General features: G+C 51.7%; 16 protein-coding genes. 9 read left to right on the forward strand and 7 right to left on the reverse strand.

The annotated features are described in order from the left end of the window. Positions 1 to 3 precede the first annotated feature (3 nt). The 4 genes from ACO0LD_RS11130 to ACO0LD_RS11145 are packed head-to-tail and all read left to right on the forward strand — an operon-like array spanning position 4 to position 4420. Positions 4 to 1482 (forward strand): FAD-linked oxidase C-terminal domain-containing protein, encoded by a 1479-nt coding sequence (locus ACO0LD_RS11130; RefSeq protein ID WP_423006660.1) that lies wholly within the window; start codon positions 4 to 6, stop codon positions 1480 to 1482. 31 nt (positions 1483 to 1513) lie between these two features. Beyond that, on the forward strand, positions 1514 to 2578 hold the full coding sequence (gene glcE, locus ACO0LD_RS11135) for a glycolate oxidase subunit GlcE (protein ID WP_423006662.1): 1065 nt from the start codon (positions 1514 to 1516) through the stop codon (positions 2576 to 2578). Positions 2579 to 2581: 3 nt separating this feature from the next. Continuing rightward, positions 2582 to 3856 carry a glycolate oxidase subunit GlcF gene (glcF, locus tag ACO0LD_RS11140; protein WP_423006664.1) on the forward strand — a complete coding sequence of 425 codons (1275 nt, stop codon included), beginning with the start codon at positions 2582 to 2584 and terminating at the stop codon, positions 3854 to 3856. A gap of 27 nt (positions 3857 to 3883) precedes the next feature. Next, the gene (locus ACO0LD_RS11145; RefSeq protein WP_423006666.1) at positions 3884 to 4420 is read left to right on the forward strand and encodes a DUF2867 domain-containing protein; all 537 of its coding nucleotides are present in this window, start codon (positions 3884 to 3886) and stop codon (positions 4418 to 4420) included. Positions 4421 to 4459: 39 nt separating this feature from the next. On the opposite strand, the gene ACO0LD_RS11150 is transcribed toward ACO0LD_RS11145, so the two are convergent. From ACO0LD_RS11150 to ACO0LD_RS11160, 3 genes are read right to left on the reverse strand one after another with little or no spacing between them, the layout of a single operon-like run. Further along, entirely contained in the window at positions 4460 to 4942 is a 483-nt protein-coding gene (locus ACO0LD_RS11150) for a glutathione peroxidase (protein ID WP_423006668.1), read from the reverse strand. Beyond that, on the reverse strand, positions 4939 to 6075 hold the full coding sequence (locus tag ACO0LD_RS11155; RefSeq protein ID WP_423006670.1) for a PilT/PilU family type 4a pilus ATPase: 1137 nt from the start codon (positions 6073 to 6075) through the stop codon (positions 4939 to 4941). The genes ACO0LD_RS11150 and ACO0LD_RS11155 overlap by 4 nt, the downstream gene beginning before the upstream one ends. Before the next feature lie 21 nt (positions 6076 to 6096). Then, positions 6097 to 7140 carry a type IV pilus twitching motility protein PilT gene (locus ACO0LD_RS11160; RefSeq protein ID WP_423006672.1) on the reverse strand — a complete coding sequence of 348 codons (1044 nt, stop codon included), beginning with the start codon at positions 7138 to 7140 and terminating at the stop codon, positions 6097 to 6099. Between the two features lie 134 nt (positions 7141 to 7274). Between ACO0LD_RS11160 and ACO0LD_RS11165 the strand changes: the two genes are divergently transcribed. Together ACO0LD_RS11165 and proC are read left to right on the forward strand one after the other, a co-directional pair. Then, positions 7275 to 7979 (forward strand): YggS family pyridoxal phosphate-dependent enzyme, encoded by a 705-nt coding sequence (locus tag ACO0LD_RS11165; protein WP_423006674.1) that lies wholly within the window; start codon positions 7275 to 7277, stop codon positions 7977 to 7979. After that, complete coding sequence (gene proC / locus ACO0LD_RS11170) at positions 7969 to 8793, forward strand: pyrroline-5-carboxylate reductase (protein ID WP_423006676.1); 825 nt, start codon at positions 7969 to 7971, stop codon at positions 8791 to 8793. Before ACO0LD_RS11165 ends, proC begins: the two co-directional genes overlap by 11 nt. A gap of 114 nt (positions 8794 to 8907) precedes the next feature. Here the strand turns inward: proC and ACO0LD_RS11175 are convergent, their stop codons facing one another. The 4 genes from ACO0LD_RS11175 to ubiA all read right to left on the reverse strand — a co-directional run bounded on the left by ACO0LD_RS11175 (position 8908) and on the right by ubiA (position 10985). Continuing rightward, entirely contained in the window at positions 8908 to 9270 is a 363-nt protein-coding gene (locus ACO0LD_RS11175; RefSeq protein WP_423006678.1) for a YqjK family protein, read from the reverse strand. A gap of 3 nt (positions 9271 to 9273) precedes the next feature. Beyond that, positions 9274 to 9663, reverse strand: a complete 390-nt coding sequence (locus ACO0LD_RS11180) for a phage holin family protein (RefSeq protein ID WP_423006680.1) — start codon at positions 9661 to 9663, stop codon at positions 9274 to 9276. A 15-nt stretch (positions 9664 to 9678) separates the two neighbouring features. Beyond that, positions 9679 to 9990: a DUF883 family protein gene (locus tag ACO0LD_RS11185; protein ID WP_423006682.1), complete on the reverse strand. Its 312-nt coding sequence runs from the start codon at positions 9988 to 9990 to the stop codon at positions 9679 to 9681. Between the two features lie 128 nt (positions 9991 to 10118). Then, a complete protein-coding gene (ubiA, locus tag ACO0LD_RS11190) occupies positions 10119 to 10985 on the reverse strand; it encodes a 4-hydroxybenzoate octaprenyltransferase (protein ID WP_423006684.1) in 867 nt (288 codons plus the stop codon). 191 nt (positions 10986 to 11176) lie between these two features. On the opposite strand from ubiA, the gene ugpB reads away from it, so the two are divergent. From ugpB to ugpE, 3 genes are all read left to right on the forward strand, one after another. Continuing rightward, entirely contained in the window at positions 11177 to 12490 is a 1314-nt protein-coding gene (ugpB, locus tag ACO0LD_RS11195; RefSeq protein WP_423006686.1) for a sn-glycerol-3-phosphate ABC transporter substrate-binding protein UgpB, read from the forward strand. Positions 12491 to 12660: 170 nt separating this feature from the next. Next, positions 12661 to 13542: a sn-glycerol-3-phosphate ABC transporter permease UgpA gene (ugpA, locus tag ACO0LD_RS11200; protein WP_110255157.1), complete on the forward strand. Its 882-nt coding sequence runs from the start codon at positions 12661 to 12663 to the stop codon at positions 13540 to 13542. A gap of 2 nt (positions 13543 to 13544) precedes the next feature. Further along, entirely contained in the window at positions 13545 to 14396 is an 852-nt protein-coding gene (gene ugpE, locus ACO0LD_RS11205) for a sn-glycerol-3-phosphate ABC transporter permease UgpE (RefSeq protein ID WP_423006688.1), read from the forward strand.

The raw sequence follows: 14396 nt of genomic DNA on the forward strand, positions 1-14396 counted from the left end.
AGCATGGAAGCATCACTCGCCATATCTTCACGCCAGCAAGACCTTGTGCGCGTACTGCGTCAGCAATTGCCTGCGCATTGCATTTTGTATGATGAAGAAGATACCCGCCCGTATGAATGCGACGGCTTGGCTGCCTACCGTCAGTTACCGATGGTAGTGACCCTGCCTGAAAATGAAAGTCAGGTCATCAGCATCATCAATATCTGCCGGGAAAAACAGATCGCCATCGTGCCGCGCGGTGCTGGCACAGGCTTGTCTGGCGGGGCCATGCCGATTGCTGACGGCCTGGTGTTGTCAACCGCCAAACTCAATAAAATCATCAAGGTCGATGCCTACGCCCGCACAGCTATCGTACAGCCAGGCGTGCGTAATCTGGCCATCTCTGAAGCAGTCTCTGCCCACGGTTTGTACTACGCGCCTGACCCATCTTCACAAATCGCCTGCACCATAGGCGGCAATGTGGCAGAAAATTCTGGTGGTGTGCATTGCCTCAAATATGGTCTTACCGTGCACAATGTCATGGCGGTGCGCGCCATCACCATGGAAGGCGAAGTCATCGAACTTGGAGGTGCTTCACTCGATGCACCTGGCCTGGATTTGCTGGCGGTGTTCATAGGCTCTGAAGGCATGCTGGGTGTGGTCACTGAAGTGACCGTTAAACTGATACCCAAGCCGCAAACGGCACGCGTCATCATGGCTTCGTTTGATGATGTCGTCAAAGGTGGCAATGCGGTGGCCAGCGTGATTGCCGCAGGCATCATCCCCGCCGGGCTGGAGATGATGGACAAGACATCTTCACGCATGGTCGAGCCCTTTGTACAGGCAGGTTATGACACCGATGCCGAGGCCATTTTGCTCTGTGAATCAGACGGGACGGTAGAAGAAGTCGAAGAAGAAATCGCCCGCATGAGCGCCGTGCTGGAGCAGGCAGGCGCTACCGCACTGGCAGTATCCAGTACCGAAGCAGAGCGCCTGCGTTTCTGGTCTGGCCGCAAGAATGCTTTCCCCGCTGCGGGTCGCATTTCCCCCGATTATTACTGCATGGATGGCACGATACCGCGCAAGCATCTGGCGCAAGTCCTGATCGGCATCGCCGCCATGGAAGAAAAATATGGCCTGCGTTGCGCGAATGTTTTCCATGCAGGCGATGGCAACCTGCATCCCCTGATTTTATTTGATGCGAATAAAGAAGGTGAGTTTCACAGAGCCGAGGAATTTGGTGCCGAAATACTGGAGCTATGCGTCAAGGTTGGTGGCACGATCACTGGGGAACATGGTGTGGGCATAGAAAAAATCAATTCCATGTGCGTGCAGTTTTCCAGTGAAGAGATTACTGCCTTCCTCGCCTTGAAACGGGCTTTCGATCCTGACGCCTTGCTGAATCCGGATAAAGCCATACCTACCTTGCATCGCTGCGCTGAATACGGTCGCATGCATGTGAAAAAAGGTGTGTTGAAATTCCCTGATTTGCCGCGTTTTTAAAGACAGAGGCTAGACTTAATTGGACGATGGCATGCAAACGACGCTAGACAATTTTCGTGATCGCATATTGGCTGCAAGCGCCAGTGGCACAGCGCTGCAGATACAGGGCGGTGGCAGCAAGCACTGGTATGGGCAGGAACTGCAGGGTGAGGTACTGGATACCCGCGCCTACAGCGGCATCCTGGCGTATGACCCGACTGAGCTGGTACTGACCGCCCGCAGCGGTACGCCGCTGACAGAAATAGAAACCGCCCTGGCAGCACAAAACCAGATGCTGGCATTTGAGCCGCCCCACTTTGGTACTACCGCCACCATAGGCGGCGTCGTGGCTGCGGGTTTGTCTGGCCCACGGCGGCCAGCCGTCGGTGCCGTGCGTGATTTTGTGCTGGGTGTCAGTCTCATGAATGGGCAGGGGCAAATACTGGAATTTGGTGGGCAGGTCATGAAGAATGTCGCAGGCTATGATGTCTCGCGTCTGCTCACAGGTTCCATGGGCTGCCTGGGTTTGCTGCTGGACATTTCCATCAAGGTTTTGCCACGACCCTTTGCAGAAACCACCCTGGTGTTTGCTCTGTCAGAAGCGGATGCACTGACGCGTTTGAATCAGTGGGCAGGCCAGGCCTTGCCCATCTCTGCCAGTTGCTGGCATGTAGGTCGTTTGATGCTGCGCCTGTCCGGTGCCGATGCCGCAGTGCGTGCCGCCAAAGCCAGGCTGGGTGGTGAAGAAATGCAGGACGCCACGGCTTTCTGGACAGTTTTGCGTGAACAGACCCTGGATTTTTTTCAGCAGGAAGAAGAGCATGGTCTGTGGCGCTTGTCGCTGCCATCCACCAGCCCGGCCTTGAAGCTGACTGGCAAATCCATGATCGAATGGGGAGGGGCGCAGCGCTGGCTCTACAGTACAGAAAAACCAGAACTGATACGCCTGACAGCACTGGCTGCCGGCGGCCATGCGAGTTTGTTCCGTGGTGGTGACAAGAGCATAGGCGTGTTCGCCCCCTTGTCTGCACCCATAGAAAAGATACACAGACGCCTGAAGAATACTTTTGATCCTGCTGGTATATTCAATACCGGTCGCATGTACAAAGGCTGGTAAACAATGCAAACCAATCTCGCTGATTTCATCAAAGACACACGCGAAGGCAAAGAGGCTGAAGATATCTTGCGCAAGTGTGTACATTGCGGATTTTGTACAGCCACCTGCCCGACTTATCAATTACTCGGTGATGAACTTGATGGCCCGCGTGGCCGCATCTACCTCATCAAACAAGTACTGGAAGGCAAGCCTGCTACAGTTAAAACCCAGCAACATCTGGACCGTTGCCTGACTTGCCGCAATTGTGAAACCACTTGCCCATCCGGCGTGCAATATGGCCGCCTGGTCGATATAGGCCGCCAGGTCGTTGAAAAACAGGTTGGTCGCCCGCTGTTCCAAAAGCTCAATCGCGCTGCTCTCAAAGCCGTGCTACCGCGCAAATGGATATTCAATCCAGCGATGAAGCTGGGGCAAAGCCTGCGCGCAGTCTTGCCCAAGGCTTTGCAAAATAAAGTGCCTGTCGCACAAGATGCAGGTTTATGGCCGCAAACTGAGCATGCCCGCAAGATGCTGTTGCTGGATGGTTGCGTGCAACCTGCCATGTCGCCGAATATCAATGCCGCCACCGCCAGGGTGCTCGATGCCATGGGTGTGCAATTGCAGATTGCCCCCAAGGCCGGTTGCTGCGGCGCTATACGCTACCATTTGAATGAACATGAAGATGGCCTCAATGACATGCGCCAGAATATCGATGCATGGTGGCCGTATGTGGAAGCTGGCGCAGAAGCCATAGTCATGACCGCGTCTGGCTGCGGTGCCACGGTAAAAGAATATGGGCATTTGCTGGCACATGATGAGGCCTATGCAGGCAAGGCTGGAAAAATATCCATGCTGACTCGTGATCTCAGTGAAATCCTGCCAGAATTCCAGCCGCAGCTGGTACAGCGCCTGCAAGGTAAACTGAGCAAACGCATCGCCTGGCACCCGCCTTGCACGCTGCAGCATGGCCAGCAGATACGTGGCAAGGTTGAGGGGCTGTTGACGGCGATTGGTGTCGAGGTGAAGCTGTGTGCCGACAGTCATTTATGCTGCGGCTCAGCGGGTACTTATTCTGTCCTGCAACCCAAGCTCTCGTATCAATTGCGCGATAATAAAGTACGCAATCTGGAGGCGACGGATGCAGAGATGATCTTGTCGGCGAATATAGGTTGCCTCACGCATTTGCAATCAGGCACAGAACTGCCGGTACAGCACTGGATAGAACTTATAGACCGGGCCTTGCAGGATTCTGCGATAAGTCAGGAATTGCCTGAAGCGAACAGCGTGCCACAGCGGTGAATAAAACTGAGTAATAATAAATAAGACATGAGCAGCCAGCGCACACTCCTCAGCGAATGCGGGCATCCGCAGCAAAGTGTGCTGATGCCCGAGGTAGTTCATGCAGCCTATTATCGCGATTCGTACAGGGCTGAGCTTAGTAGTAACGGACTGACAGTCAGCGATGCATTTCATGCGATTTTCATGCACAGGCCAACATGGATGAAGTTAGTCATGCTGAGCCGTAATTTCCTGGTATCCATGTTTGGTGTTACCGTACCAGCCAGTGCAGAAATAATGCACCCGCGTATGAGGTCAGGTTATCAAGTGGGTGAAAAAATAGGCGCGTGGCCAATTTTTTATCTGAGTTCTGAAGAATTGGTAGCCGGGCGCGACAATAGACATCTGGATTTCCGGCTTTCCATCGTGCGGGTAGAAGAGGGGCAGACTGTCGCCATTGTGGTATCGACGGTCTGCCTGACGCACAACTGGTTTGGGAGGGGCTATATGCAACTGATACGCCCTTTCCATCGCTGGGGTGTAAAACACCTGATACGACAAGCGGTGCTGGCGGACCGCTTGTGATTTGAGATGACTTGAGATCTTATCTCGTGAAACCTGTCATTACTCAGCGAGCAACTTTTCTATATCATCCAGCAAATCCTTAGGTGCGGTCTGCGGCGCATAGCGCTTGAAGACAGCTCCATCTTTCTTGACCAGGAACTTGGTGAAATTCCATTTAATGGACTGGCTGCCCAGCAAGCCCGGGGCCTGGCTTTTCAGGTGCTGGAACAAGGGGTGAGCCTTGTCGCCATTCACATCGATCTTGTCGAACAGTGGGAAAGTCACACCAAAATTCTTTTCGCAGAATGAGCCAATTTCACCGGCAGAACCTGGTTCCTGATGACCAAACTGGTTACAGGGGAAGCCCAATACTTCCACACCCTTGTCCTTGAATTGCTGGTAAAGCGCTTCCAGCCCCTTGTACTGAGGGGTGAAGCCACAATTGCTGGCGGTATTCACGATCAGCAATACCTTGCCTGCATATTGCTTCAGGTCGACCGGTGTGCCTTGCAGGCTGTTGGCTTGAAAGTCCAGCGTACTCATACTATGCCCAGATGTTTGGTGCCTGCACTCAAGTCGCGGTCTTTGGCGTCTTTGCCTCTTAGCATGATGGCCAGGCGCAGTTCATTGACAGAGTCGGCATTGCGCAGCGCATCTTCATACGTGATCTGGTCTGCTTCATGCAAATCAAATAAGGACTGATCGAAAGTTTGCATGCCCAGTTCACGGGATTTTTTCATGATCTCTTTGATTTCATGTACTGCACCCTTAAAGATCAGGTCAGACACCAGCGGCGTATTAAGCATGATTTCTACCGCTGCAGCACGGCCCTTGCGCCCCTTGAGTGGTACCAGGCGCTGGGAAATAACCGCCTTCAGGTTCAGTGACAAATCCATCAACAACTGTTGGCGACGTTCTTCCGGGAAGAAGTTGATGATACGGTCTAGCGCCTGATTTGAGCTGTTGGCATGCAGGGTTGCAAGGCAAAGATGGCCTGTTTCTGCAAAGGCAACAGCAAAGTCCATGGTTTCTCGGTCACGGATCTCACCGATCTGGATGACGTCCGGTGCCTGACGCAGCGAATTTTTCAGCGCTGCACCCCAGTCTTCAGTATCAATGCCGATTTCGCGCTGAGTGATGATGCAATTCATATGTGGGTGCACATATTCTATCGGGTCTTCGATCGTGATGATGTGACCATAGCTATTGGCATTTCTATAGCCCAGCATGGCCGCCAGCGAGGTGGATTTACCTGAACCGGTAGCACCCACCATGATGACCAGGCCACGCTTGGTCATGGCGACATCTTTGAGGTTTTCTGGCAAGCCCAGGTCTTCCAGTTTAGGAATGGCCGTGGTGATCGTCCGCAATACCAGGCCAACGCGGCCTTGCTGCATGAAGGCCGAGACGCGGAAACGCCCAAGACCTGCCGGGCTGATCGCGAAATTACATTCCTTGGTCGCTTCAAATTCTGAAGACTGCTTGTCGTTCATGATAGAACGGGCGAGGTCGACAGTATGTGCAGGGGACAGTGGTTGGTTTGAAACCGGTGTTACCCGCCCGTCTATCTTGAAGGCTGGCGGGAAGTCGGCAGTAATAAACAGGTCTGAACCGTTTTTGCTGAGCATGAGTCTCAGCAAATCATTCATGAATTTGGTGGCCTGATCGCGTTCCATGATTTTTTATCCTTTGATCAATTAGCCTGGGAAGTTGTCTGGTGTTTTGGCTGCACTACGTGCAGTCGCCACCGAGATGACATTGCGGCGCACCAGATCAGTCAGATTTTGATCCAGCGTCTGCATACCCAGGTTACTACCGGTTTGTATCGATGAATACATCTGGGCAATCTTGGCTTCGCGGATAAGGTTACGTATCGCTGGTGTACCCAGCATGATTTCATGTGCCGCCACTCGGCCAGAACCATCCTTGGTTTTCAACAGGGTTTGTGAGATAACCGCTTGCAGTGATTCAGACAACATCGAACGCACCATCTCTTTTTCTTCCGCCGGGAAAACGTCGACAATACGGTCAATGGTCTTGGCAGCAGATGAAGTATGCAGTGTACCAAACACCAAGTGACCGGTTTCAGCAGCAGTCAGTGCCAGGCGTATGGTTTCCAGATCACGCAACTCACCGACCAGAATGGCATCAGGATCTTCACGCAGGGCAGAGCGCAAGGCGGCATTGAATGACATTGTATGCGGGCCGACTTCACGCTGGTTGATCAGGCATTTCTTGGATTCATGCACGAATTCGATAGGGTCTTCCACCGTCAGGATGTGACCATATTCATTTTCATTGAGGTGGTTCACCATCGCTGCCAGTGTCGTCGATTTACCAGAACCGGTAGGACCGGTCACCAGTACCAGACCACGAGGTTTCATGGCCAGATCCGCGAAAATCTTGGGAGTGTTCAACTGTTCCAGCGACAGAATCTTGGATGGAATGGTACGCATAACTGCTGCTGCGCCGCGTTCCTGATTGAACGCATTTACACGGAAACGTGCCAGGCCCGGAATGGAGAAGGAAAAATCGCACTCCAGCGATTCTTCATAGATTTTGCGCTGTGAGTCGTTCATGATGTCATAGATCAACTCATGAACATCTTTGTGCTCCAGAGGGGGCAAATTAATGCGCCTGACGTCGCCGTGTACCCGTATCATGGGCGGCAAGCCGGAAGATAAGTGTAAATCGGAGGCATTGTTCTTTACGGAGAACGCCAGCAGTTCTGAAATGTCCATTTATAATTCCGGTAATGAAATCGTTGCTGATTGTGGGTAAACTGCTCTAAAGCAAGATAACAGCAATATTAAGCTGTGGACGGGAGTTTTACCAGAAGTCCACAACGAATTAGATAGATATTTGGTTACTGATTATGTCCTCAATTTCTGACAACTTGCAAGCCGTAAGTGCGGATATCCGCGCTGCTGCTCTTGCCAGCGGGCGCGATCCGCAACAACTGTGCCTGTTGGCTGTATCCAAGACCTTTCCTGCTGATGCCGTTATAGACGCTGCAGAGGCTGGCCAGCATTGTTTTGGTGAGAATTACCTTCAAGAGGCTTTAGAGAAGATACAAGAAGTACAGGTAAAAAAGCCGCAACTTCAGCTCGAATGGCATTTTATCGGCCCCATACAAAGCAACAAGACCCGCCCCATCGCCGAGCATTTTGCCTGGGTGCATTCAGTCGACCGGGAAAAAATTGCCCAGCGACTATCCGAGCAAAGGCCGGCAGAGTTGCCGGCCCTGAATATTTGTCTGCAAGTCAATATTAGTGGCGAGGCAAGCAAGAGCGGTGTTTTGCCTGAAGAAGCTGTGGCACTGGCACAAAAAGTGGTGCTGCTGCCAGGTTTGCAGTTGCGTGGCCTGATGGCCGTGCCAGAAGCCAGTGATGACGAGCAGGTGCAAAGGCAGGCATTTCGCCAGTTGAAACAATTAAGTGACAGCATACAAGCCGCAGGCATCGCGCTGGATACCCTGTCCATGGGCATGAGTAGCGACATGCATGCAGCAATCGCAGAGGGAAGCACCATGCTCAGGATAGGAACAGCTATTTTTGGAAACCGGAATTATGCAAAATAAAATAAAAATCGCCTTCATAGGCGGCGGCAACATGGCAAATGCCTTGATAGGTGGCTTGCTTAAGAATTTGACGACGGCTGAACATATCCACGTCATTGACCTGAACCAGTCTTCCCTGGATAAATTGGCCAGCGACTTTGGAGTTGGCACGGCGCTTGCAGCGGACGCCAGGCTGGCGCAAATGGATGCGATCATCCTGGCAGTCAAACCACAGCAATTACGTGAAGTCGTGCAAGGCCTGGCACCGTATCTGGATCAGCAATTGTTGATCTCCATTGCTGCAGGCATCCGCGCTACTGATATGGCCCGCTGGCTGGGGGGCTATGAAAAAATTGTCCGTACCATGCCAAATACCCCGGCTTTGATAGGGCAGGGGATGACAGGCTTGTTTGCACTGGCAGGTGTCAGTCCAGAGCAAAAGCAAATGGCAGAGCACATCATGCAGGCGGTTGGCGCAACAACATGGCTGGATGATGAAAGCTTGCTGGACGCAGTCACGGCAGTATCCGGCAGTGGCCCGGCTTATGTATTTTATTTTATTGAGGCCATGCAGCAGGCGGCAACAGAGCTGGGTCTGAGTCCTGAGCAAGGATTGCAATTGGCCATGACGACTTTTACAGGAGCTGCTCAACTGGCTTTGCAAGCGACAGAGCCCGTCAGCGTTTTACGTGAACGCGTTACTTCCAAGGGGGGCACTACCTATGCTGCTTTGACCAGCATGGAAAACGCCGGTGTCAAGCAGGCTATAGTGAGCGGCATCAAGGCAGCGGCAGCAAGAGGAAAAGAATTGGGTGACGAGTTTGGTACCCTGTAAGCTCAGGATGTAAAGGCATGCACACAACAGCCCTTACTGCTTAAGGTTTGAAGCTAATTTTATTCTTGATGAGGCCCGCATTAAAGCTAATTAGGCCAGAAGCCTGACTCAAGTTTAAGATTTGCTGGAATTTACAGAACTGGCCGTCGTATTTGCAGTATTGGATACATCTGTGCGTATGCCTCGCAACACATTGGCAAGACTACGCCAGGTCTGCCATCCCAATAGCGCAGATTTGGCAAAAGAAAATATCCGTCTGGGTTTGAATATCAGTACAGCAGCAATTGCAATACCACCGAGTAATGGCCTATGGCGAGCAAATTGTCCGGCTCTGCCCAGCAAGCTGGCTGCTCCGCCTGCCATGCCCATGGATTCTCTCAGTTCCTGGTAATGTATTGTCATCAGGCCTCGTTCTGCCTGTATCTTCAATAATAATGCCTGACGCCGCAAGGCCAGTCTTTCCTGACGGTTTCCCATGCTTTAACCCTGTTCCTTCTGGCTGTTATCGCCACGATCAAAGGCGGAAGCGTCTTTTTTCAATTCGGCCAGGCTATGGAATAACAGACCGGGTTTGTTGCGGAATTGCGTGCGCAAGCGTAAAGCGATACCCACAGCCAGCAAGCCAAATACAGTAATTAAACCTACTAATACCGTGTAGCGGTAAGGTGTATCCCAAAACAGTGCTACCACGGTCAGTATGACCAGCAGGATGGCAATGCCAGCAAAAAACAACGCCGTCAATGACCATATCAGGCCGGAAGAAAAGTGTGCAAACTCTTCTTCCAGCTCAACTGCAGCCAGTTCCAGGCGAGTGCGGACAATACTGCTCAGTGTTGCGGCAAGTTGTCCGAGCGAATCGCTGATAGCCATTGATTTTTGCTGCGCTTATCTGCTACGGCCAATGAGCAAGCCTACCAGCAGACCTACACCGGCTGCAATACCTGCAGATTGCCATGGATTTTCTTTGACATACACGTCAGTGGCCTTGGCTGCATCCTTGGTGCGGGTGACGACCAGATCTTCGATGCGTTCTACTTCTGCCTTGGCATTTTTCAAGGTTTTTTCGAAGCGGGCTTTGGCGGACTTGAAGCCTTCGCTGCCTTGTTGCTCTGTATTTTTCAACAGTTCTTCTGCATCGCGGATAACCAGATGCAAGTCATTCATCAATTGTTCTTTGTGTTCATCTACTGTGCTCATGATTCATCCCTTCTGGTTGGTGAAATAATTAAAGCTTATATTAATGATGTATGGCTACTTTGCGTTAATGCAAGATGCAGCAAGATGTAATTTAATGCCGCGAATTAAGAAATTGGCAATCTGTCAGATTACTTTACTGCATAGTCAATGGCAATGCCAGCAAAGATTGCTGCGCCCAGCCAATTGTTATTCACGAAAGCAGCAAAGCAGGCCATGCGTTCACGGTCACGTATCAGGGTGTAATGGTAGAGCGCAAATGCCACTGCCACGCCCATGCCAGCGAAGAACCAGGTGCGCAGGCCCAATTGCCAGCCTGTCAGTGATATCAGCATGAAGCTGAGTGCATAGCACAGCATGACGGCAAGCACATCATAGCTGCCAAAGGTAATGGCCGACGTCTTGATGCCTATCTTCAAGTCATCATCCCTGTCCACCATCGCATACTCGGTGTCATAGGCAACCGCCCAGAATACATTCGCCAGCAGCAAAATCCAGGCCGCCACAGGTACGGTATTCTGCACTGCCGCAAAAGCCATGGGTATGCCAAAACCAAAGGCAATGCCCAGATAGGCCTGGGGTATGGCGAAGAAACGCTTGAAGTAAGGGTAGCTGCCTGCAACCACAACAGCAGCGACCGAGAGCATCTTGGTCAGGTTGTTCAGCGGCAGGATCAGGCAAAAAGAAATCAGGGCGAGTACTACGGCGACACCGACAGCCTCTTTGCCGGATATCTTGCCACTGGTGAGTGGCCGGTCTGCGGTACGTTTGACGTGGCGGTCAAAGTCACGGTCAGCATAATCATTGATCGCGCAACCGGCAGAGCGCATCAGGGCCGTGCCCAGACTGAAAATCAATACCAGATGCCAGTCCGGCTGGCCATTCGAGGCTATCCACAGCGCTGCCAGCGTAGGCCAGAGTAATAAGAGTATGCCTATGGGCTTGTGCAGCCTGACCAGTTTGATGTACCAGCCCAGGCGAGTCAGCAAGAAATTCATGATTCAGCTTTGTTGTTGCGCATGGCAGAATTATAAGTGTTATCTATACACAGAGTGGTGCGGAGTGATATCTTAACGAATTGCTACATTAGATGCCATTCAGCAAGAATCTGAATGCATCATGGCATTTGCTGACCATGATTTTGTAGCGGGCCAATATAATTATTATTACAAGTTTTCCGGGACTATCTATGAAACTGCAAACCAAACTGGCTTGGGCCAGTGCCGCTGTATTGATGAGCTTTGCCAGCTCTGCCCATGCAGTCACTGAAATAAGCTGGTGGCATTCGATGACTGGAGCCTTGGGTGACCGGGTTACTGCACTGGCTGAGCAATTCAATAAAAGCCAGAATGAGTACAAGGTCACCGCTGTCTATAAAGGCAGTTATGACGAAGCCCTGGCCGCGGGTATCGCGGCCTTCCGCGCTGGTAATGCCCCGCATATATTGCAGGTGTTTGAAGTCGGTACTGCGACCATGATGTATGCCAAGGGTGCGGTCAAGCCGGTATCCGAAGTCATGAAAGTCGCAGGCGAGAAATTCGATGCGTCCGGTTATGTGGCCGCAGTGGCGGGTTACTACACTTCACCCAAGGGGGAGATGCTGTCTTTCCCCTTTAATAGTTCAACTACCGTGTTTTACTATAACAAGGACATGTTCGCCAAGGCTGGCATGGACCCCAACAAGGCGCCATCAACCTGGCAAGAAGTGGTCGCCGCCGCCGCCCGCCTTAAAGCCAGTGGCGAAAAATGCGCTTACACCACAGGCTGGCAAACCTGGGTGCACCTGGAAAGTTTTTCAGCCTGGCACAATGTAGAATTCGCTTCCAAAGGCAATGGCTTTGGCGGCCTCGATGCTCGCCTGAGCTTCAATAGTCCCCTGCATGTACGCCACATAGAAAACCTGGAAAACTGGGCCAAGCAAGGTTACTTCACCTATGCCGGTCGCAAGAATGAGCCGGAAGCGAAATTCTATTCCGGTGAATGCGGCATGCTGACTTCGTCCAGTTCTGCCTACGGCAATGTGGCCAAGAATGCCAAGTTCAAATTTGCTGTTGCACCGCTACCGTATTATTCTGACGTCAAAGGCGCACCGCAAAACACCATCATTGGTGGCGCTTCGCTGTGGAGCATGAATGGCAAGAAGACAGAGGAATACAAGGGCGTCGCCAAGTTTTACAAGTTCCTCTCGCAGCCTGAAGTACAGGCCAAATGGCATCAGGAAACCGGCTACCTGCCTATTACCAATGCAGCCTATGAGATGACCAAAAAGTCTGGCTTCTATGAAAAAACACCAGGCCCTGGCGTCGCCGTCCAGCAAATGATCGTCAAGACCACGGACAAATCCCGTGGCATACGCCTGGGCAGTTTTGTCCAGATACGCACCATCATGGATGAAGAACTGGAATCCGTCTGGAGCGGCAAAAAGTCAGCCAAGGCCGCGCTGGACAATGCTGTTTTGCGGGGCAATGAGTTACTGGATCGTTTCGAAAAAGCGAATAAGTAAAGTCAAGATCAAGACCTCTCAACACAGAGGCACAGAGGCACAGAGAAAATCAAGAGAAAAGCAAAGCGAGCAAAGAAGCGCATTGTCTTTGTTTTTCCTCTGTGCCCCCTCTGTGTCTCCGTGCCTCTGTGGTGAGCTTTTCGGTTTTAAAGTTATTCAATGAGGTTTTTTTGGAAAAGCGTGCGCGGTTTCGTTCAGCCTGGTTGCCTTATCTGCTGCTCTTGCCGCAGCTATTGGTAACGGTGCTGTTTTTTTTCTGGCCTGCGGTACAGGCCCTGTATCAATCCGTCTTGTTGCAGGATGCCTTTGGCATGTCTACGCAGTTTGTCTGGTTTGATAATTTCAAGTCTCTGTTTGCTGATGAAACTTATCTGGCAGCATTCAAGACCACGGCCATGTTTTCCAGTCTGGTGGCTGTGCTGGGGTTGAGCCTGTCTTTGCTGCTGGCGGTTTTTGCAGACAGGGTAGTCAGGGGCAGTTCCATCTACAAGACCATGCTGATCTGGCCATATGCGGTATCACCTGTGGTAGTGGGCGTGCTGTGGATGTTCTTGCTCAACCCCACACTGGGCATTGTTGCCCATGGCCTGCGTCATTTTGGTATCGAGTGGAATAATCTCTTGAATGGCCGTCACGCCATGATATTGATTGTCCTGGCTGCAGTCTGGAAGCAGATCAGCTATAACTTTTTATTCTTCCTGGCGGGTTTGCAGTCCATACCCAAGTCGTTAATCGAGGCGGCTGCTATAGATGGTGCCGGGCCGTGGAAACGCTTCTTCACCATCGTCTTCCCCTTGCTGACGCCAACCACTTTCTTTTTGCTGGTCGTGAATATCGTCTACGCTTTTTTTGATACCTTTGCAATCGTTGAAGCGACTACCCAAGGTGGCCCTGGCAAGGATACCGAGATCCTGGTGTTCAAAGTTTTCAATGATGGTTTCAAGGGTGGTGATCTTGGCAGTGCCGCTGCGCAGTCAGTCATATTGATGAGCATCGTCATCGTTTTGACCGTGCTGCAGTTCAAATACATAGAAAAGAAAGTGCAGTATTAAGCATGATAGAACGCCGGCCTTTTCTGGGCATGTTCAGCCACTTTATCCTGATACTTGGTGTCAGCCTGGTGGCTTTTCCCATCTATGTCGCCTTTGTTGCCGCCACCCAGACGGCTGAACAATCTGCACTGGCACCCATGTCTTTGATACCGGGTGACCAGCTCTGGATCAATCTGCAGGCGGTGCTGGGCACAGGTACATCAGGCAATGTCGCCAGCAGCCCGGTGGGGCGCATGATGTGGGTCAGCCTGGTGTCTGCACTGATGATTGCGATTGGCAAGATTTCGATTTCCATGTTGTCTGCCTTTGCGCTGGTGTATTTCCGCTTTCCTGGCCGCACGCTGTTTTTCTGGATGATTTTTGTCACCCTGATGCTGCCTGTCGAAGTACGTATCAGCCCGACTTATAAAGTGGTGTCTGACTTGTCCATGCTCAATAGCTATGCGGGTTTGACAGTGCCGCTGATCGCCTCGGCGACGGCGACCTTTTTGTTCAGGCAATTTTTTCTGACAGTTCCCGATGAACTGGCAGAAGCCGCCCGCATAGACGGCGCTGGCCCCTTGCGCTTCTTCAAGGATATTCTGTGGCCGCTGTCGCGCACCAATGTGATTGCCCTGTTCGTCATCATGTTCATTTATGGCTGGAACCAGTACCTGTGGCCCTTGCTGGTATCGACAGAACAGAATATGTACCCGATAGGCGTGGGCATCAAACGCATGATTGCTGGCGGTGATGCTGCAGTCGAATGGAATATGGTGATGGCGACCCTGCTGCTGGCAATGTTGCCACCTGGCTTGGTGGTCGTCATCATGCAAAAATGGTTTGTTAAAGGTTTGGTAGATTCCGAAAAATAG

It is taken from the genome of Undibacterium sp. Ji83W, from assembly GCF_049340385.1.
Lineage (GTDB): Bacteria > Pseudomonadota > Gammaproteobacteria > Burkholderiales > Burkholderiaceae_D > Undibacterium.

Bases quoted from the DNA above. Each gene is read 5' to 3' on its own strand.
- ACO0LD_RS11130 (WP_423006660.1), top strand. From the start codon at position 4: ATGGAAGCATCACTCGCCATATCTTCACGCCAGCAAGACCTTGTGCGC.
- glcE (WP_423006662.1), top strand. From the start codon at position 1,514: ATGCAAACGACGCTAGACAATTTTCGTGATCGCATATTGGCTGCAAGC.
- glcF (WP_423006664.1), top strand. From the start codon at position 2,582: ATGCAAACCAATCTCGCTGATTTCATCAAAGACACACGCGAAGGCAAA.
- ACO0LD_RS11145 (WP_423006666.1), top strand. From the start codon at position 3,884: ATGAGCAGCCAGCGCACACTCCTCAGCGAATGCGGGCATCCGCAGCAA.
- ACO0LD_RS11150 (WP_423006668.1), bottom strand. From the start codon at position 4,942: ATGAGTACGCTGGACTTTCAAGCCAACAGCCTGCAAGGCACACCGGTC.
- ACO0LD_RS11155 (WP_423006670.1), bottom strand. From the start codon at position 6,075: ATGGAACGCGATCAGGCCACCAAATTCATGAATGATTTGCTGAGACTC.
- ACO0LD_RS11160 (WP_423006672.1), bottom strand. From the start codon at position 7,140: ATGGACATTTCAGAACTGCTGGCGTTCTCCGTAAAGAACAATGCCTCC.
- ACO0LD_RS11165 (WP_423006674.1), top strand. From the start codon at position 7,275: ATGTCCTCAATTTCTGACAACTTGCAAGCCGTAAGTGCGGATATCCGC.
- proC (WP_423006676.1), top strand. From the start codon at position 7,969: ATGCAAAATAAAATAAAAATCGCCTTCATAGGCGGCGGCAACATGGCA.
- ACO0LD_RS11175 (WP_423006678.1), bottom strand. From the start codon at position 9,270: ATGGGAAACCGTCAGGAAAGACTGGCCTTGCGGCGTCAGGCATTATTA.
- ACO0LD_RS11180 (WP_423006680.1), bottom strand. From the start codon at position 9,663: ATGGCTATCAGCGATTCGCTCGGACAACTTGCCGCAACACTGAGCAGT.
- ACO0LD_RS11185 (WP_423006682.1), bottom strand. From the start codon at position 9,990: ATGAGCACAGTAGATGAACACAAAGAACAATTGATGAATGACTTGCAT.
- ubiA (WP_423006684.1), bottom strand. From the start codon at position 10,985: ATGAATTTCTTGCTGACTCGCCTGGGCTGGTACATCAAACTGGTCAGG.
- ugpB (WP_423006686.1), top strand. From the start codon at position 11,177: ATGAAACTGCAAACCAAACTGGCTTGGGCCAGTGCCGCTGTATTGATG.
- ugpE (WP_423006688.1), top strand. From the start codon at position 13,545: ATGATAGAACGCCGGCCTTTTCTGGGCATGTTCAGCCACTTTATCCTG.